The organism is Variovorax sp. PCZ-1, assembly GCF_018413605.1.
Taxonomy (GTDB): domain Bacteria; phylum Pseudomonadota; class Gammaproteobacteria; order Burkholderiales; family Burkholderiaceae_C; genus JANMDU01.
On record NZ_JAHCDN010000001.1, the window covers coordinates 95273 to 111722 of the forward strand.

Below are 16450 nucleotides of genomic sequence, written 5' to 3' on the forward strand. Positions count from 1 at the left end.
CTCAGAAACTTATTCAGCTTCGATGCCTGCATTCTTTGCGACCCTCGCCCACTGGGTCAACTCAGCCGTTTGAAATTTGGCCATCTCAGGTAACGATTGTGGGAAGCCTTCACCTGAAAATTTTTCGAAGAAACCCGGATCAGATTTGATCGCTGCTTGCACCAGCTCATTGAGCCGTGCGGCAATGGGTAGCGGTGTTTTGGCAGGTAAGTAAGCACCTGTCCAAGCATAGATCTCGTGGCCGGGCACGCCTTGCTCAATTACGGTGGGAATCTCGGGCGCGGTGGGGAATCGGCGGCTGGATGTCACGCCCAGTGCTTTGAGCTTACCGGCTTTGACTTGCCCCAAGCCCGTTACAGGATCTGCCCACGCCACTTGCACTTGCCGGCCAATCAGATCTGTGATGGCCTGCGGCATGCTGCGATACGGAATCGGCAACATGAAGGTCTTGGTCTGCATCTTGAACAGCTCGGGGCCCACGCGGCTGGAGGCATTGCCATAACCATAAGAAGTTTTGCCGGGATTTTGTCTGAGCAAGGCAATCAATTCACGGACATTGTTGGCTGGGAAGTCTGGTGGCGACACGATGACCAGAGCGCCGCGACCGATGGTGGAGACGGGTAAGAAATCTGCCACCGTATCAAAGGGCAATTTTTTATAAAAACTCGGATTGGTCACCTGCGCTTGTGTGGTGATCAACACGGTGTAGCCATCTGGCGGCGAAAGCGCGAGGAATTGCGCGGCCAAGACACCGTTGACACCGACCTTGTTTTCCACCACCACGGGCTGGCCCGTGGTTTTGGTGATGTAGTTGGCAACGAAGCGTGCGACCACGTCTGCGGCGCTACCCGCACCAAAAGCCACCGCGAACTTCAAAGGCTTGTTGGGATAAGGCCCCTCTTGCGCAGCGGCGGGCAAGATGCTGCTTGTGGCCAGTGCGCCCGCCGCTATCAACTGGCGGCGTGTGGGGGAAGGGAGTTGGGTAGAGGAATTCATAAGGAAGTTTCCTTGCTGGGTTGAAAGCGTTCGCGCAATACGCGCTTGAGTACCTTGCCTGCCGGGTTGCGCGGAAGCGCATCCAGCAGATGGATGTGTTTGGGTGTTTTGATCGCACCCAGTTGTTGTTTGACTTGCGATTTGAGTAGGCCAGTGTCAATGGCGATATTGGCCTTGGGCATCACAGCCGCAATCACGGCCTCGCCCCAATCGGGGTCGGGTATGCCAAACACAGCGCAATCTTGTACATCTGCGTTGCTCATCAAAGCTTGCTCAACCTCTGCGGCATACACATTGAAGCCACCGCTGATGATCATGTCTTTGAGACGATCAACGATGTGTAGGAAGCCCTCGGCATCCAGCCAGCCCAGATCACCTGTGTGATGCCAGCCGAAACGTGATGCGGCAGCCGTGGCTTCTGGATTCTTGTAGTAACCCTGCATCACAATGCCGCCGCGCACGACGACTTCGCCTACTTCTCCCGCGGGTAGCAGCTTGCCTTGCGTATCCATGATGGCTAGCTCAGCCGCGCCTGTGGCTTTACCGCAGCTGGATAGGCGCTTGTCATCCGCAATTTGGCCATTCTGATAATGATCTTCGGGAGAAAGCCGCGCCATATGCATGGGCGCTTCGGTTTGCCCATAGCCCTGCGTCATCACCGGGCCAAAGAGCTTGAGGGCGCGCTTGAGCTGAGACACGAGAATCGGCGCCGCGCCATAACTCAATTGCTTCACTGAAGACAAATCTCGGGGCTGTGTATCGAGCAAATCCATCAAGCGATAGATCACAGTGGGCGGCAAGAAAATATCTGTGACGCGGTAACGCTCCACCGCATCGAGCACAAGCGCGGGCTCTGCGCGAGGGATCACTACCACCGTGTCGCCCCAATACAAAGCAGCCAAGGCCAATCGGCCTGTGACATGCGTCATGGGGGCTGCGGCAAGAAATACGCCAAGGCTGGTTTCTACAGCCGATTCGCGGTGCGTGCAAAACGCGGTGAAGTTGGCATGACTGGTCATCACGCCCTTGGGTTCGCCTGTGGTGCCACCCGTTGCAAAAATCGCCGCCATTGCATTGTCAGACACTTGCGGCATGGTTTGCCCGCGTGCATGCAAGGCCACGAGTTCATCCAAAGAAGAGATGTCGAGCTTCCAAACGCTTTGGCCTTCGGAGGCGGTAATCTCAAAGCCAGGTTGCGCCCATAAAAGTGTGCAATCCAAACGCTGCAGCAAACGTTTATTGGATGCCTCACCTTCCAGCGGATTGATCGGCAGCCACACCATACCTGCGCGCAGCAGCGCCAGCACACAGAGGAAGGGCTCGATGCCATTGCGTGCATACACCGCCACATGGCTACCCGGCGCGATGCCTGCTCCTAAAAGAGCTTGTGCCAATTGCTCGGTGATGCGCTTGGCCTGCGCAAAGCTCACGCTGCGATCGCCTTCGATAAAGGCGATCTGCTCTGGATTGCGTGCGCAGCCCGCATCAAACAGTTCAATGACTTGCATGAACTGATTCTAGAAATGCTCCCCCTGATCAGGAGCATTTCTGCGTTGATTTCACATACGTGAAATGAGAAAGAAGCGGTTGTTCAAGCCATCAAGAGCTTTTGCCGTTGCCGGTGTCTTCTTCGCCAGTGTAGTTGCGCCACTGCCGCATAGCGCTGCTGATGGTGAGAAATTGATTTTCAAAGCCAGGGCAGGCCTTGCAGATGGCCATATGCAGGCGCATCTCGGCCGCCTCTTTCAAACTCAAGGACTTGTCTTGCATGGCCACCACCATATGGGCGACTTCTTTGCAACTACGGCGAAGCGGGTAATTCATCCGTGAACCTTAGGCAGTTTGTTGACCAAACCAATTGAGTTGCAGGCATTCGCGCAGCTTCAGGCGGGCGCGGTGCAGCTGCACATACAGGTTGGTCGAGGTGATGTTCAGAGTCTTACACACTTCATCAGCGTCGAGCTCCAGCCATTCGCGCATGAGAAACAGCCGGCCCTGTGTGGCGGGCAATTTGGCAATGCAGGCGTCCATCACTGCCATGAATTGGTGCTGAGATAGATCTTGATCGGGGTTGCCCCATTCCGCTGGTTTTTCCGCAAAATGGCCATCTTGCTTGAAGCCAATCGCGTCGATCAAATCACCTTCGCTCATGTCTTCCTCCGCATGAGCTCGCATATCAGCCACATTAGGCTCGCGCAAATTAGCGCGCAGTGTGTCCACCACCTTGTGTTTTAAAACACCCACCAGCCAAGTGCGAAGCTGCGCTTTGCCGCCAAAAGCTTGAGGCTTGGCAATAGCGGCCAGCAGGGTTTCTGAGACGGCATCTTCTGCCCAAGCATCGTTGCGTAATTGCAGGCGGGCAAATTTCAGCAAATAGTTGCGCTGCTCAGCGACCTCGTTTTCAAAGCTCATTGGTTTTTCCTGTTGTAAGTTTTTACCATCATTTGGAGACGAATTTGTCTTTACGCAATTCAAGGAGTGATCAGATGCACAAAAGTTTCTTATCTATCGTGTTCACTTTGGCTGCATTGTGCTTTCCTGGCTTCGTCCATGCCCAAGCACCATGGCAAAAAAATATCCAAATCGCTGGCAAGACCCTGGATGGCCAGGCCTTTGATCTGGCCAAGCAGAAAGGAAAAGTGGTGCTCGTGATGTTTTGGGCCACCGATTGCGCAGTGTGTCGCGACAAAATGCGAGAGTTGCGCGAAAACGCCAAAGGTTGGCAAGGCCAGCCTTTCACCTTGGTACTTATCAGTGCAGATCGCCGCATGAGCGATGTGGACAGCTACAACGCGATCATCAATAAATCCGTGCCCTTGAAGGAGCGCCTGACGCAACTGTGGTCCTTTGATCCAAGTTACCAGGACAACTTGGGGACGACAGAAGTGATGAAAAACCGCACGGCCACGACACTACCATTAACTTTTGTCATTGATAAAAAAGGGGAGGTCGTCAAGCGCTATCAAGGCCGCATACCCGCCGACGTTTGGGACGATATTGCGGAGCTGTTGTGATTTTTGATGAGAAATTAAGGCGCATCCGTAAGAATTGTGCGCCATGACTTGACAGAGTTATGGCTGGCCAGCGATCAGGTTGATGGCTGATCAGCCAAGCTTCATTTCTTTCATTTTTGGAGAATCTCATGAACCAACGCGCCCTGATTGCGGCTGCCGCCGCCACCTTGCTCAGCACCACTTTCCTCGCTACGCCGGCTATGGCACAGGCCAAAGAAAAATGCTATGGCATTGCCAAAGCAGGCCAAAACGATTGCGCCAATTTGGCAGGCACGCACTCCTGCGCTGGCCAATCCAAAGTGGATAACGACAAGGGCGAATGGAAATATGTGGCCGCTGGCACATGCGCTTCCATGAAAGGCATGACGGCTGATCAAGCCAAAAAAGCGGCGATGGACAAGAAGAGCTGATCTTTATAATGCCTTTATTCCGATGACTTGCGGCTTGTTTTTATAAGTATGCGAACGCATGCAGGCATCGGTTGGCGGCATGCGCACTATGCCGCTGTGCTGGAGCAGCGCCCTGCTGTGGGCTTTCTGCAAGTGCATTCTGAGAATTTCTTTGGATTTGGCGCGCCGGCTGGTGGCGCTGCTTTAGCCACTTTGCAAGCTGCACGAGAGCATTACTCGATCAGCCTGCATGGTGTGGGCTTGTCACTCGGCTCAGCGTTGGGTATTGATGAATGGCATCTGGATCAACTCGCATCGCTCGTGCAGCGCATTGAGCCCGTGCGCGTGAGCGATCATGCTTGCTTTGCGCGAGGCCATCGTTCAGATGAACGCGGCGGGGGTCAGATGCTGCATGCAGCTGATTTACTGCCAATTCCATTCACGCATGATTCGCTCGCCGTGCTGTGTGCGAATGTGCAGCGCGTGCAAGAGCGTTTGCAGCGGCCTCTGCTGGTAGAGAATTTGAGCGCTTATGTGCAATATGCGCAGGCTGATTTTTCTGAAACTCAATTTTTGAGTGAACTGATTAAGCGCACGGGCTGCAAGTTGCTTTTGGATGTCAACAACGTGTTTGTGAATTCGCTGAACTCACAAAATGGTCTGCCACGAGATCGCGCATTGGCTTTGCGCGAAGCCTTTGCTTTCTTGGATGAGCTGCCTGCAAACGCCGTGGGCGAAATGCATTTGGCCGGCCATTGCGAGATGGAAGACATCGTCATTGATGATCATGGCAGCGCGGTGTGTGATGAGGTGTGGCAACTGTATGCGCATGCCGTGCGGCGCTTTGGCGATATGCCCGCGCTGATTGAGTGGGATACGAATGTGCCTGAATTGGATGTGTTGCTCGCGCATGCCAGCAAGGCAGACTTGATCGTTCAAGAGGCGCAAACATGAGCGCTAAATTAGCCGCACAACAAACAGCGCTGTTGGATTTACTGCACTTAAATACTATTGATTTAATAGCATCTTGCGCAGATTCTATGCCGGCGAATGGCCATATTTCCTTAAAAAACTCTGCTTCTGCCTTGCGCGGGTTGCGCGCATACCGTGCGAATGCACAAGAGCTGAGTGTGCAAGCCTTGCAGGCCAGTTATCCCACGCTGCAGCAGCTTTTAGGCGAAGAGAATTTCTCGCATCTCGCGCAAGATTTTTGGCAAGCCATGCCGCCTGTGCGCGGTGATTTGGCGCAGTGGGGTGGTGAGCTGGCAGCATTTTTATCGCAAGTGCCAGCATTGCAAGCGCTGCTGGCTGAGCATGCGTATCTGCCTGATGTGGCTCGCGTGGAGTGGGCGCTGCATCAGGCCGCTACCGCCAGCGATGCTGTGCTGGATGCTGAAAGCTTTCAACGCTTGGCCACGCAAGATCCTGCGCAGCTTCGATTGCAATTCAGCCCCGGATGCGCTTTGCTGCGCAGCGCTTATCCCGTGGTGGCGCTGGTGAAGTTGCACGATGCGCGAGCAAGCGATCTGCATGGGGCAGCGCGTGAACAAATTTCCAACGGTGAGGCGCAAACTGCGCTGATCTGGCGGCGAGGTTTTCGACCGATGCTTGAGCGCACAGATGCTGCATCAGCTGCTTTGATTGAAGCCACTCTTGATGGCCATTCTTTATCTCAAGCGCTGGATGCGGCGATGGCACAAGCCGCAGATTTTGATTTCAGCGCTTGGCTATCGATCAGTGTGCAAACTGGCTTGCTCATTGGGGTTCGATAGCTCGCGATAAGTCTGCATGGCGAGCAGTAAATCCGCCCAAGCCTTCGCTTTGTCGGGCAGGTTGCGCAACAGGTAAGCGGGGTGGTAAGTGACGATCACGGGGAGCTGCAAGCTGGCGTGCTTGAGCGTATGGACGCGACCACGCAGTTTGCCGACAGGATCGTTGCTGCCAGTCAGCGTGGAGATGGCGAACTTGCCCATGGCCAAAATGATTTTCGGGCGCAGCAGCTCGATTTGCCGCGCGAGATAGGGCTCACACATCGCCACTTCTTCTGGTGAAGGATTGCGGTTCGCGGGCGGGCGGCATTTGAGCACGTTGGCGATGTACACGCCCTGGCTTCGTGAGAGGCCTTTGCCGTTCTCACCGACTCGCATCGCAGCGAGCATGTTGTCCAGCAGCTTGCCGGCTTGACCGACGAAGGGCTCGCCTTGCGCATCTTCGTTCTCACCAGGCGCTTCGCCTACGATGAGCCAATCCACTTGCGGGGCGTGTGCTGAATCCGCTGGGGCTTGGCCCACGCCAAACACGGTGTTCTTACGCGACTGGCACAGGCCGCAGGCTTGGCAGCCAGACACAGCGCTTTGCAATGCAGGCCAATCCATCTGCTCGATGCCTGCGGGGCGGGGTGAGAGTGCGAGGGCTGTAGGTGTGGGCTCAAGGATTTGCTCGGCAAACACTATGTTTTTAATAGCGCGCTGCGCAGATTCTATGCCGGCGAGAGGCTGTTTTGGCTCTAAATTCTCAGCGGTAACTGGTTTCTGAACTGTTTCTACAGCTGCTTGCGGATCGGCTGTGGGAGTAGGTGCGAGCGAAGGTGCAGCCTCATGATCAGGCAGCCACAGCTTGATGCCCATGGCCTCCAACATCGTGCGTTGGCGCTCATCAAGCGAGTAGTCAAAAGAAGTGTCACTCATGGCTGGTTGCTCATCACAATCGCGTCTTCGCGCTGCAAACCGTCCAGTGGATAGTAAGCCTTGCGCACACCCACGCGGCGAAAGCCGTATTGTTCGTAAATACCAATAGCGCGCACGTTGCTGATGCGCACCTCCAGCCACACCCATTGCGCATGCTGCTCGCGCGCCCAATCGTGCAGGTTGTCTAGCATCACGCGTGCCCAGCCTTGGCGTTGGTATGCGGGTACCACGGTGATGTTGAGCAAATGCACTTCTTGCACGCCAGGCATCGCGATGTAGTAGCCCAGCAGCTCGCCCTGGTTGCCGCGCAAGGTCTGGCAGCAATTGCCGCTGTTGATACTGTCTTTGATATTGCCTTCGCTCCAAGGCCAGAGATAAGCCTCGCGCTCGGCATGCATCACCTCGGCCAAGTCATCCGCGTTCATCGGCATGAAGCTGGCCTCTTGCGGGAAGAGGCTGGCGTAGGCAGATGGGAGGATGGAGGGCTGGGCGCTCATGGCTTATTGTGAGCTTCGCGCTCACGGCCTGTATTTTGAGCCTCCCGCTCAAGGGTGGTCAAGGCCACTTTATCGCGGATATACAAGGGCAGGGCATGCTCGGCATCATGCAGTCCGCCAGCGGCGATCAATGATGGCGCGAGTTTCAGCAGCGCCCTTGCGGTAGGCAGGGCTTGAATGAAAGGCAAAGCCAACGCAGCTTCACTGAGTTGCGCATCCAGAGCGGGGCGGATATTACCGGCGATCAGCGTAGGCACAGAATCCAGTTTGTCCAAAAGATTTTGAGGCTTTTTAAGCAGTTCGCCGGCATAGATACTGCGTGAAGTGCTATTGAATTCATAGTAATCCGCATACACTTCGCCCATGCGTGCGTCCAGCGCGGCTACGATGCGCTTCGGTTGCGCGGCTACGATGCGCGAGTGCGCCTGCCCGCTTGCCTCAAGCAGCAACTGAGCCTCTTGCGCCACCACCAGCAGCGTATCTACCGGCAGCACCTTGATACCAGCGCCAAAGGCCAAGCCCTGCGCTACCGAGCAAGCCGTGCGCAGCCCGGTGAACGAGCCGGGGCCTCGGCCAAACACCAGTGCATCAAGCTGCGCGTATTGCAAACCTGCTTCGCGCATCAGCTTCTCAATCGCCGGAATCATCGTGCTCGAAGCCTGCGCCCCGCCTGCGCCGTCGTAGCTGAAGACTTGGCCTCCATTTTGTACAGCGATGCTCAAAGTTTCTGTAGAGCAATCAAAAGCCAGCAGCTTCATGCTTTCACGGCTCCTGCCACGGGCGCGGGCACAGATGCCGCGCGCACACCGACGACGATGCCCAAAGTGACCAAGGCCAAGCCCAGAATCAAATTCAAGCCCAGCGGCTCGCCGAGGAAGATCACAGCCCCCAAAGCCGAGAGCCCCGGCACGATGGCCGTGAGCATGGTGCTGCGCACCGGGCCAAAGTAGCGAATCATCTGCGTGAAGGTGATGCCCGAGATCACCACCGAGCCCATGCCTTGCCAGAAGGTTTGGAAAAGAATTTCCCACAGCGGTGCAGTGGAAAGCTTGCTCACGAGCACACCCGTGCCCACGAGCAGCGCATACAGCGGGAGATACGCCAGCACACAAAACACAATCACCGCAATCGTGGTCGGCACGGCTTCAAGCTTATGCTTTCTGCAAAGCACTGTGTAGAAAGCCCAGCAGCTCGATGCGGTGACGAAGAGCACATCACCCTTCCACACCTGGGAGCCACTCGCTGAATCCGCATATGCCTGCCAAAGCGATGCACCACCGACGAGCAAACCGCCGCTCAAAATCAGCAGCAGCCCCAGCTTGCGGCCTTTGTTCAATACTTCACCCAGCAGCAAGACAGAGAGCAGCGCTGTCGTCAAAGGCAGCAGCCCCGGCATCAACACCGAGCCATGCGCAGCCGGTGCAAACGTGAATGCGCTGTAAGCCAGCACCGCATAACCCACGCCGCCAAACAAACCCAGCGTGACGGTGAGCTTCAAAGGCAAGGGCGAGATCCAGAGCGAAGTGATCGCATTCGGGTTTTCTGCGCGCATCTTGCGCACGAAGAAATAGCCCCAAGGCAAAAGCACCAAAGCCGCGCCCACAATGCGACACAGCACGATATCCAGCGGCGTGAGCGACTTTAATGCCATAAAACGCGCCACCACGATAAACGATGTCCAAATCGCAATCGTGATCACTGCTGAGGCTATGCCAATGGTTCTAGGCGTAAGCCGTTTCAGAAAGTCCATCCCTTGATTATCGTTGCTTGCGGACGTGCTTCGTTCGGATAGAGCGGCCACGTCTGCGCTTGGGCTATCCCCCTGCGTGAATGTCCTCCGCCGGCTGCGCCGTCTCCCCCTTTATTTCACTTCGGGAGACAACCCAATCACAGCCGAGGCCTGTTGGTAAACTTTTGATGAGTCAGGTCTGGAGAAACTCACATCTTCGGATCATTTCGCAATGTAAAGGCTAAATACGCAACGCCCAGCACAGCCGCGCCAAGTATCAAGCTCCACGAGAGCGGCGAGTTGAATGTGGAGAGTGGATCGTTGGCCAAACGCCAATGCAGCAGCGCATGCACGATGCAAAACGCAGCGAATGCCAAGCGGCTCACGCGCTGCACACCCGCTTGGGGGTGATGCGTGAGCGCAATCAGCGCCCAAAAGAGCGGCACATGGATCGCCACAAACCACCATCTGCCCTGTTCGTCATTCAAACTGCGCAGCACATACAGCAAGCGCCATTCAGATTGCGTCATGGCATCCAGCTCGTGGGCAAAGAGCAGGGCGAGCATGAGCTGCGTCAGAGCAGTGGAGGCTTTCATGCGCTCTTCTTGCGCGTGATGAAATACAGCAATGGGCCAAACGAGCCGCAGGTGATGGAAAAAATCGCCCAAGGCCAGAAGGGGCGGCCTGTGGCCTCTGCATCGCGTTTGATAAATACCAAGAGCAAGCACATCGCGATGATCAAATCCGCAAAAATTTGCCAGCTCGCGGGATCACGCGTGTAAAAAGCCAGCCAAGTCAGCAAGCCTCCATAGTGCATTAAGGTGTATGCGCTCAACGCGCCAAAGAGTACGAGTACAACGATCAAAAGTGCTTTGCTCATAGGATGTCCTTTCAATGAGCCTTCAGTGTGCGCGGCGCACTGAATGAATGCAATTACGTCTGAGGTAATTGCGTATGCGTCAAGCTGTGATTCAATGAAGGCATGGATACACCGACCCTGCAACCTTCCTTGCGAGACACTCTGCAAACCGCGCGTAAATCCAAGCGCATCAGCCAGCTTGAGTTGGCGCTGCGCATGGGCGTGAGCCAGCGGCATGTGAGCTTTGTGGAGAGTGGCCGCGCGCAGCCTAGCCGTGAGCTGCTGCTGGCTTGGCTGCAAGAGCTGCAGGCGCCGCTGGCTGTGCGCAATGTGGCTTTGCAGCAAGCGGGTTTTGCGCCCGTGTATCGCGGTAGCGAGCTGGGCGATGCCGTGCTTGCCCCCGTGCGCGAGTCACTTGGCCGCCTGCTCGCCGCGCATGATCCCATGCCCGCTATGGTGATGGATGCCGCTTGGAATGTGTTGCAAATGAACCGAGGCGCGCGCTGGATGGCTGGCGCGCTCATGCCTGCGCTAGCTGACTTGCCTCTTGATCAGCCTATCAATTTGCTCGATTCTTTTCTGCATCCCGAGGGCATGACGAAGAACATCACCAATCTAGAAGAAGTCGCCCCCGCCATCCTCGCTCATCTGCGAGACGATGCCAGCGTGATGCCCGAAATTTCAGAGCGCGTTGAACTGCTTGCTGCGCAGTTTCAAAAACGCTTGGGTAAAAAATTTCTCGCACAATGGCCTAGGCAAATGGCTCCCGTGCTCACCACCCGCTTCGCCACGCAATACGGCGAGCTCGCTTTCTTCAGCATGTTTTCTACGTTTGGTACGCCGCAAGACATCACGCTCGCTTCATTGCGTGTGGAGCATGTGTTTGCAGCGGATGATTTAACGCGCTCTGTTGTTCATGCGAATGTGCGTTAGCTGAGAGCGGCCACGGCTGCGCTTGGGCTGTCCCACTCCGCGAATGTCCTCCGCCGGCTTCGCCGTCTCCCCCTTTATTTCGCTGCGTGAGACAACCCAATCACAGCCGTGGCCTTTTCGCGCTTGGCTCAGTCCGCGCTATAAAAACCTGCAGATTCAATGAGTTTGATGTAACGCTCATGAAGCTCTGGGCCATACTTCGTCATCAATGACTGAAGCACATAAACTGAAATGAGAAAAGCATCAAATGATCTGCGGGGCTTATTGTGCGCAAACGGCACAGGTGGCTCTGGGATGATTGTCAATACTAGGCACTTCCTAGTGAATAAAGAAATTTCTTCCGCCACAATGAGACAAAGATGTGGCGCGTGAATACTAAGTGCGCCAAGCTGACCAATTGTAAAGTTACCTGGGTTAGCTAACGCTGGCACACACGCCGATCGAAATGCAAGCCGGTTTGCAGAATGAACATGACCAGATAGCAAGTTTTTAATCTGTTTGTGGAAATCGATATACGCGGTAACTTCCTCTGGAGAGTCACCCGTTGCCACCAGAAAAGCCGACACTTTTTTGTAAATGTGTCCATAGCCTATGTGGCTTTTCCAGAACTTATCTTGATCTTCATCGCATAGAAAACGGCGAGAAAAATCATCATCAATAGAAACAGCCATTGCAACCTCAATAGCTTCAAACAGTGATCGCCCTAACACGCCTGCTGCAGCTTCCTGACCTATTGCAATGACTTGTTGTAGTGCAACAGCCTCGCTGCGGACTCTAGAAATCTGCAGCGCAAATGGCGAAGAATCTTGATTCAATGGGCGAGAAAATAAATGCTGCTCAAGATGAATAAGGCTCTGAACGGCTTCGGTAAGCAACACCATGTACGGTTGCATATGGCTTTCTATATCCAAGCGCAACTTGTCGCGTAAATTGTCGATAGTCTTGGATACATCAAGGCGTTTTCCGTGAATGCCCATCGCACCTGCTTCTCTTACGATTTCAGCAATTTCTCGCTTGGAGATTCTCATTTGTGCAGCCTTTAGTAATCTGACAAAGAGTCTATCTTGCTCTTGCTGGAAAAGCAAAAACGTAAGTTAAATGCTACTAATTAAATAGCACTTCGCGCAATAAATACGCCGGCGAACTGCTTGAAATGGCTTAAAAATTAAGCCTTCACCCAATCCCGCGCGTTGCGCCACATTTGCATCCACGGGCTGTGTGCTGATGCGTCACCGTTGCTCCAGCTCATTTGCACATTGCGGAAGACGCGTTCGGGGTGGGGCATCATGGCTGTGAAGCGGCCGTCGGCTGTGGTGACTGCTGTGAGGCCAGCGGGGCTGCCGTTGGGGTTGGCGGGGTAGGTTTCTGTGGCTGCGCCATGGTTGTCGATGAAGCGCATGGCGGGGATGACTTTAGCTTTGTCGCCACGTTGGCTGAAGTTGGCGAAGCCTTCGCCGTGGGCTACTGCGATGGGAAGTTTTGCGCCTTGCATGTCTTTGAAGAATAGGCTGGGGCTGCTGAGCACTTCGACCATGGAGAGGCGGGCTTCGAAGCGGGTGCTTTGGTTGTGGGTGAAGCGTGGCCAAGCCTCTGCGCCGGGGATGATGTCTGCTAATTCGGCAAACATTTGGCAGCCGTTGCACACGCCGAGGCCGAAGCTGGTTTCTCGGGCGAAGAAGGCTTCGAATTGCTCGCGGAGCATGGGGTTGAAGGTGATGCTGCGCGCCCAGCCGATGCCTGCGCCTAAAGTGTCGCCATAGCTGAAGCCGCCGCAGGCGACTAGGCCTTGCATGTCTTTCAAGTTGACGCGGCCTGTTTGCAGATCGGTCATGTGAACGTCGAAGGCTTCGAAACCTGCTTGGTCGAAGCAGTAGGCCATCTCGATGTGGGAGTTCACGCCTTGCTCGCGCAGGATGGCGACTTTGGGGCGTGTGGTGTGAATCGCTACATTATTGATAGCACTTTGCGCAGATTCTTTGCCGGCGATATGCAGTTTTTGCTTTAAAACTTCAGGTAATTGGATGCTCAAGCCAGGGTTGCTCATGTCGCCTGCTGAGGCGTGCTCTGCATCTGCACAAGCGGGGTTGTCGCGGCCTTGGGCGATCTTCCAGCTCACGCTGTCCCAGACTTGATGCAGGTCTTGCAGTTTGGCGTTGAACACTTTCTTGGTGTCGCGCCAGATGCTGAGCTCGCCTTTGCCGTCATCGAGCGCAGCATGCTCAGGGCGTGTCTTGCCGATGAAGTGGCTGTGGGCGGAGAGGCTGTGCTCGCGCAGGGTTTGCATGACTTCATTGCGCTGCTCGGTGCGCACTTGAATCACTGCGCCGAGCTCTTCGTTGAACAGGGCTTTAAGGGCGAGCTCTTCGCGGCGGGCGCTGACCTGCGTTGCCCAGTTTTTGCTGTCGCCGTATTCGGCATTGCTGTTGGATATGCCATCGCCTTCGGTGAGCAGGATGTCGATATTCAGGCTCACGCCGACGTTGCCTGCGAAGGCCATCTCGGCCACGCAGGCGAGCAGGCCGCCGTCGCTCTTGTCGTGATAGGCGAGGAGCTTGCCTTGCGCGCGCAATGCGTTGATGGCGTTGACGAGGTTTTTGATGTCGTCTGCGCTGTGTACGTCTGGCACTTCTGTGCCTTCTTGGCTGAGCGCTTGCGCGAGCATGGAGCCGGCCATGCGTTTGCTGCCGCGTCCCAGGTCAATCAAGATGAGCGTTGTGTCTGCTTCATCGCGGTTGAGTTGTGGCGTGAGCGTGCCTCGCACGTCTTGCAATGACACGAAGGCGCTGATGATGGGGGAGACGGGGGAAACGACTTTGTGATCGCCTTGCGCATCGCTCCACTGCGAGCGCATGGAGAGCGAATCTTTGCCCACGGGGATGCTGATGCCAAGCGCGGGGCACAGCTCCATGCCGATGGCTTTCACGGCTTCATACAGCTTGGCATCTTCGCCCGCTTCGCCGCAAGCGGCCATCCAGTTGGCGGAGAGTTTGACTTTCTTCAACTCAATCGGCGCGGCGAGCAAGTTGGTGATGCTCTCTGCCACGGCCATGCGCGCTGCAGCGCCGGCATTCCAAATGGCCAACGGTGTGCGCTCGCCCATGCTCATGGCTTCGCCTGCGAAGCCCGCGTAATCAGCGAGCGTCACCGCGCAATCGGCCACGGGCACTTGCCACGGGCCGACCATTTGATCGCGATGCGTGAGGCCGCCCACGGTACGGTCGCCGATGGTGATGAGGAAGCGTTTGCTGGCTACCGTTGGATGGCTTAGGACTTGGATGACGGCATCTTGCAGGGCGATGCCGGTTAAGTCCATTGGCTTGAATGTGCGCTGAACGGTCTTGACATCGCGGTGCATCTTCGGCGTTTTGCCGAGGAGAACATTCATCGGCATGTCAACAGCCGCGCCATCCGTTCGCCCTGAGCCTGTCGAAGGGCTGGTGGAGGCTTCGACAAGCTCAGCCCGAACGGGGGTTGATTCGTGGCTAACAGTCAGTTGGCGTGCTTCTGTGACTTTGCCCACAACCGCAAACGGACTGCGTTCGCGTTCGCAGATGGCTTTGAACTGCTCCAGCGATTCAGCTGCAATCGCCATCACATAACGCTCTTGGCTTTCGTTGCACCAAATCTCTTTCGGTGCCATGCCAGTTTCTTCCAGTGGCACAGCGCTCAAATCAAAGATCGCGCCACGGCCTGCGTCGTTGACGAGTTCGGGGAAGGCGTTGGAGAGACCACCTGCGCCCACATCGTGAATCGCGAGGATCGGATTGTCTTTGCCGAGCCGCCAGCATTGGTTGATCACCTCTTGCGCACGGCGCTCGATCTCTGGGTTGCCGCGTTGCACGGAATCAAAATCTAACTCCGCAGCATTCGCACCCGAAGCCATGGAGCTGGCCGCGCTACCGCCCATGCCGATGCGCATGCCGGGGCCGCCGAGCTGGATGAGCAGGGAGCCAGCAGGGAATTCGATCTTGTGCGTCAAATCCGCATCAATCGTACCGATGCCGCCGGCGATCATGATGGGCTTGTGGTAACCGTAGTTGGTGCCAGCGATGGTTTGCTCGAAGGTACGGAAGTAGCCGGCGATATTGGGGCGGCCGAATTCGTTATTGAAGGCTGCGCCGCCCAGGGGGCCCTCGGTCATGATTTGCCAAGGGGTGGCGAGATGAGCGGGGAAAGCGGTAGGTGACTCGCTGAGTTGTGAAACTGTGAAACCTGTGAGACCGGCTTTAGGCTGCGCGCCTCGGCCTGTTGCGCCTTCGTCGCGGATTTCGCCGCCTGCGCCTGTGCTCGCACCGGGGAAAGGGCTGATGGCGGTGGGGTGGTTGTGGGTTTCCACCTTCATCAACACATGGCGTAATTTGCTCTCTTTTTGATAGCTGTTCGCGCTGGAATTGATTGGGCTAAAGGCCGATTTGGCATAGAAAGTCTCAGTGATACCGCCTTCCATCACGGCAGCGTTGTCGCTGTACGCCACCACGCTGTATTGCGGGGCGAGAGCGTGCGTGTTGCGGATCATGCCGAAGAGGCTCTTCTCCTGCGCCGCGCCATCAATGGTGAACTGTGCGTTGAAGATTTTGTGGCGGCAGTGCTCGCTGTTGGCCTGCGCAAACATCATGAGCTCCACATCGGTGGGGTTGCGGCCCAGCTGGGTGAAGGCATCGAGCAGATAAACGATTTCATCTTCTGCGAGTGCGAGGCCGAATTGTTTGTTGGCTTGATCCAAAGCCGCGCGGCCTTGGGCCATCACGTCCACCGTCTCCATCGGCTTGCTGGCCACATCTTTGAAGAGCTGCTCGGCTGCTTGCGGCTCGAAGGCGACGGACTCCGTCATGCGGTCATGCACGAGCGCTGCAATCGCTTGCAGTTGCTCGGTGCTGAGCGAAGATTTTTTGAGGAATGTTTTTTCGAGTGATAAGCGCAGATGCATCACGCGCTCCACGCGGCGAATTTGTAAACCGCAGTTGCGCGCGATATCCGTGGCCTTTGATGCCCAAGGCGAGACTGTGCCCAAGCGCGGCATGACGACGATCAATGTGCCTTCTGAATCACCTTCAAAAGCTTCGCCATAGGTCAGCAGCGCAACCAGTTTGTTCTGCATCTCTGCATCGAGAGCGCCTCCCTCGGTTTGCACCCAATGCACCCATTGCGAGTTGATGCTGCTCACATGGGGAGCGATGGTTTGAATGGCGCGCAGCTGTTGCGCCGTTTTGGGCGCGGGCAGGGCGCGGCTGCCGGGGAAGGTGGTGAGCATGGGGCGGCTGGAGCAGAGTGAGCCGACGCGGCTCAGTGATTACCCCAATTTTAAGGCTTGGGCGGTTCACAACTGTATACGCGCTGCTACGCGGT

The 16450-nt window shown here is 55.9% G+C and carries 17 protein-coding genes; 5 read left to right on the plus strand and 12 right to left on the minus strand.

All coding sequences use genetic code 11. The features are described from left to right. Positions 1–9: 9 nt before the first annotated feature. The 4 genes from KIH26_RS00525 to KIH26_RS00540 all read right to left on the minus strand — a co-directional run bounded on the left by KIH26_RS00525 (position 10) and on the right by KIH26_RS00540 (position 3408). Entirely contained in the window at positions 10–996 is a 987-nt protein-coding gene (locus KIH26_RS00525) for a Bug family tripartite tricarboxylate transporter substrate binding protein (RefSeq protein ID WP_213441414.1), read from the minus strand. After that, positions 993–2504 carry a class I adenylate-forming enzyme family protein gene (locus KIH26_RS00530; RefSeq protein WP_213441416.1) on the minus strand — a complete coding sequence of 504 codons (1512 nt, stop codon included), beginning with the start codon at positions 2502–2504 and terminating at the stop codon, positions 993–995. The genes KIH26_RS00525 and KIH26_RS00530 overlap by 4 nt, the downstream gene beginning before the upstream one ends. A gap of 91 nt (positions 2505–2595) precedes the next feature. Beyond that, a complete protein-coding gene (locus tag KIH26_RS00535; RefSeq protein ID WP_213441418.1) occupies positions 2596–2820 on the minus strand; it encodes a zf-HC2 domain-containing protein in 225 nt (74 codons plus the stop codon). Positions 2821–2829: 9 nt separating this feature from the next. Beyond that, positions 2830–3408, minus strand: coding sequence for a sigma-70 family RNA polymerase sigma factor (locus tag KIH26_RS00540; RefSeq protein ID WP_213441421.1), 579 nt, complete (start codon positions 3406–3408; stop codon positions 2830–2832). A 74-nt stretch (positions 3409–3482) separates the two neighbouring features. On the opposite strand from KIH26_RS00540, the gene KIH26_RS00545 reads away from it, so the two are divergent. The 4 genes from KIH26_RS00545 to KIH26_RS00560 all read left to right on the plus strand — a co-directional run bounded on the left by KIH26_RS00545 (position 3483) and on the right by KIH26_RS00560 (position 6171). Beyond that, a complete protein-coding gene (locus KIH26_RS00545; RefSeq protein ID WP_213441423.1) occupies positions 3483–4010 on the plus strand; it encodes a TlpA disulfide reductase family protein in 528 nt (175 codons plus the stop codon). A 128-nt stretch (positions 4011–4138) separates the two neighbouring features. Then, a complete protein-coding gene (locus KIH26_RS00550) occupies positions 4139–4420 on the plus strand; it encodes a BufA1 family periplasmic bufferin-type metallophore (RefSeq protein ID WP_213441425.1) in 282 nt (93 codons plus the stop codon). Positions 4421–4468: 48 nt separating this feature from the next. Beyond that, positions 4469–5353, plus strand: a complete 885-nt coding sequence (locus tag KIH26_RS00555; RefSeq protein WP_213441427.1) for an MbnB/TglH/ChrH family RiPP precursor modification enzyme — start codon at positions 4469–4471, stop codon at positions 5351–5353. Next, the gene (locus KIH26_RS00560; RefSeq protein WP_213441428.1) at positions 5350–6171 is read left to right on the plus strand and encodes an HvfC/BufC N-terminal domain-containing protein; all 822 of its coding nucleotides are present in this window, start codon (positions 5350–5352) and stop codon (positions 6169–6171) included. The genes KIH26_RS00555 and KIH26_RS00560 overlap by 4 nt, the downstream gene beginning before the upstream one ends. Here KIH26_RS00560 and KIH26_RS00565 read toward each other — a convergent pair. The 6 genes from KIH26_RS00565 to KIH26_RS00590 form a co-directional block, all read right to left on the minus strand. After that, entirely contained in the window at positions 6127–7086 is a 960-nt protein-coding gene (locus KIH26_RS00565; RefSeq protein WP_213441430.1) for a uracil-DNA glycosylase, read from the minus strand. The two genes, KIH26_RS00560 and KIH26_RS00565, sit on opposite strands and share 45 nt — an antisense overlap. Beyond that, on the minus strand, positions 7083–7583 hold the full coding sequence (gene rimI, locus KIH26_RS00570) for a ribosomal protein S18-alanine N-acetyltransferase (RefSeq protein ID WP_213441432.1): 501 nt from the start codon (positions 7581–7583) through the stop codon (positions 7083–7085). Before rimI ends, KIH26_RS00565 begins: the two co-directional genes overlap by 4 nt. Continuing rightward, positions 7580–8341: a tRNA (adenosine(37)-N6)-threonylcarbamoyltransferase complex dimerization subunit type 1 TsaB gene (gene tsaB / locus KIH26_RS00575; RefSeq protein ID WP_213441434.1), complete on the minus strand. Its 762-nt coding sequence runs from the start codon at positions 8339–8341 to the stop codon at positions 7580–7582. Before tsaB ends, rimI begins: the two co-directional genes overlap by 4 nt. Beyond that, the gene (locus KIH26_RS00580) at positions 8338–9333 is read right to left on the minus strand and encodes a DMT family transporter (RefSeq protein ID WP_213441436.1); all 996 of its coding nucleotides are present in this window, start codon (positions 9331–9333) and stop codon (positions 8338–8340) included. Before KIH26_RS00580 ends, tsaB begins: the two co-directional genes overlap by 4 nt. 188 nt (positions 9334–9521) lie before the next feature. Beyond that, complete coding sequence (locus tag KIH26_RS00585; protein ID WP_213441438.1) at positions 9522–9908, minus strand: DUF6713 family protein; 387 nt, start codon at positions 9906–9908, stop codon at positions 9522–9524. Further along, positions 9905–10192: a hypothetical protein gene (locus KIH26_RS00590; protein WP_213441439.1), complete on the minus strand. Its 288-nt coding sequence runs from the start codon at positions 10190–10192 to the stop codon at positions 9905–9907. The genes KIH26_RS00585 and KIH26_RS00590 overlap by 4 nt, the downstream gene beginning before the upstream one ends. A 102-nt stretch (positions 10193–10294) precedes the next feature. On the opposite strand from KIH26_RS00590, the gene KIH26_RS00595 reads away from it, so the two are divergent. After that, the gene (locus KIH26_RS00595) at positions 10295–11104 is read left to right on the plus strand and encodes a helix-turn-helix domain-containing protein (RefSeq protein WP_213441441.1); all 810 of its coding nucleotides are present in this window, start codon (positions 10295–10297) and stop codon (positions 11102–11104) included. A 128-nt stretch (positions 11105–11232) separates the two neighbouring features. Here KIH26_RS00595 and KIH26_RS00600 read toward each other — a convergent pair whose 3' ends face one another. Together KIH26_RS00600 and purL are read right to left on the minus strand one after the other, a co-directional pair. Continuing rightward, positions 11233–12132 carry a hypothetical protein gene (locus KIH26_RS00600; protein ID WP_213441443.1) on the minus strand — a complete coding sequence of 300 codons (900 nt, stop codon included), beginning with the start codon at positions 12130–12132 and terminating at the stop codon, positions 11233–11235. Between the two features lie 137 nt (positions 12133–12269). Beyond that, positions 12270–16355 (minus strand): phosphoribosylformylglycinamidine synthase, encoded by a 4086-nt coding sequence (gene purL, locus KIH26_RS00605; RefSeq protein WP_213441445.1) that lies wholly within the window; start codon positions 16353–16355, stop codon positions 12270–12272. Between the last annotated feature and the right edge of the window lie 95 nt (positions 16356–16450).

Coding starts and splice junctions, on each gene's coding strand:
- KIH26_RS00525 (WP_213441414.1), bottom strand. CDS start 996: ATGAATTCCTCTACCCAACTCCCTTCCCCCACACGCCGCCAGTTGATA.
- KIH26_RS00530 (WP_213441416.1), bottom strand. CDS start 2,504: ATGCAAGTCATTGAACTGTTTGATGCGGGCTGCGCACGCAATCCAGAG.
- KIH26_RS00535 (WP_213441418.1), bottom strand. CDS start 2,820: ATGAATTACCCGCTTCGCCGTAGTTGCAAAGAAGTCGCCCATATGGTG.
- KIH26_RS00540 (WP_213441421.1), bottom strand. CDS start 3,408: ATGAGCTTTGAAAACGAGGTCGCTGAGCAGCGCAACTATTTGCTGAAA.
- KIH26_RS00545 (WP_213441423.1), top strand. CDS start 3,483: ATGCACAAAAGTTTCTTATCTATCGTGTTCACTTTGGCTGCATTGTGC.
- KIH26_RS00550 (WP_213441425.1), top strand. CDS start 4,139: ATGAACCAACGCGCCCTGATTGCGGCTGCCGCCGCCACCTTGCTCAGC.
- KIH26_RS00555 (WP_213441427.1), top strand. CDS start 4,469: ATGCGAACGCATGCAGGCATCGGTTGGCGGCATGCGCACTATGCCGCT.
- KIH26_RS00560 (WP_213441428.1), top strand. CDS start 5,350: ATGAGCGCTAAATTAGCCGCACAACAAACAGCGCTGTTGGATTTACTG.
- KIH26_RS00565 (WP_213441430.1), bottom strand. CDS start 7,086: ATGAGTGACACTTCTTTTGACTACTCGCTTGATGAGCGCCAACGCACG.
- rimI (WP_213441432.1), bottom strand. CDS start 7,583: ATGAGCGCCCAGCCCTCCATCCTCCCATCTGCCTACGCCAGCCTCTTC.
- tsaB (WP_213441434.1), bottom strand. CDS start 8,341: ATGAAGCTGCTGGCTTTTGATTGCTCTACAGAAACTTTGAGCATCGCT.
- KIH26_RS00580 (WP_213441436.1), bottom strand. CDS start 9,333: ATGGACTTTCTGAAACGGCTTACGCCTAGAACCATTGGCATAGCCTCA.
- KIH26_RS00585 (WP_213441438.1), bottom strand. CDS start 9,908: ATGAAAGCCTCCACTGCTCTGACGCAGCTCATGCTCGCCCTGCTCTTT.
- KIH26_RS00590 (WP_213441439.1), bottom strand. CDS start 10,192: ATGAGCAAAGCACTTTTGATCGTTGTACTCGTACTCTTTGGCGCGTTG.
- KIH26_RS00595 (WP_213441441.1), top strand. CDS start 10,295: ATGGATACACCGACCCTGCAACCTTCCTTGCGAGACACTCTGCAAACC.
- KIH26_RS00600 (WP_213441443.1), bottom strand. CDS start 12,132: ATGAGAATCTCCAAGCGAGAAATTGCTGAAATCGTAAGAGAAGCAGGT.
- purL (WP_213441445.1), bottom strand. CDS start 16,355: ATGCTCACCACCTTCCCCGGCAGCCGCGCCCTGCCCGCGCCCAAAACG.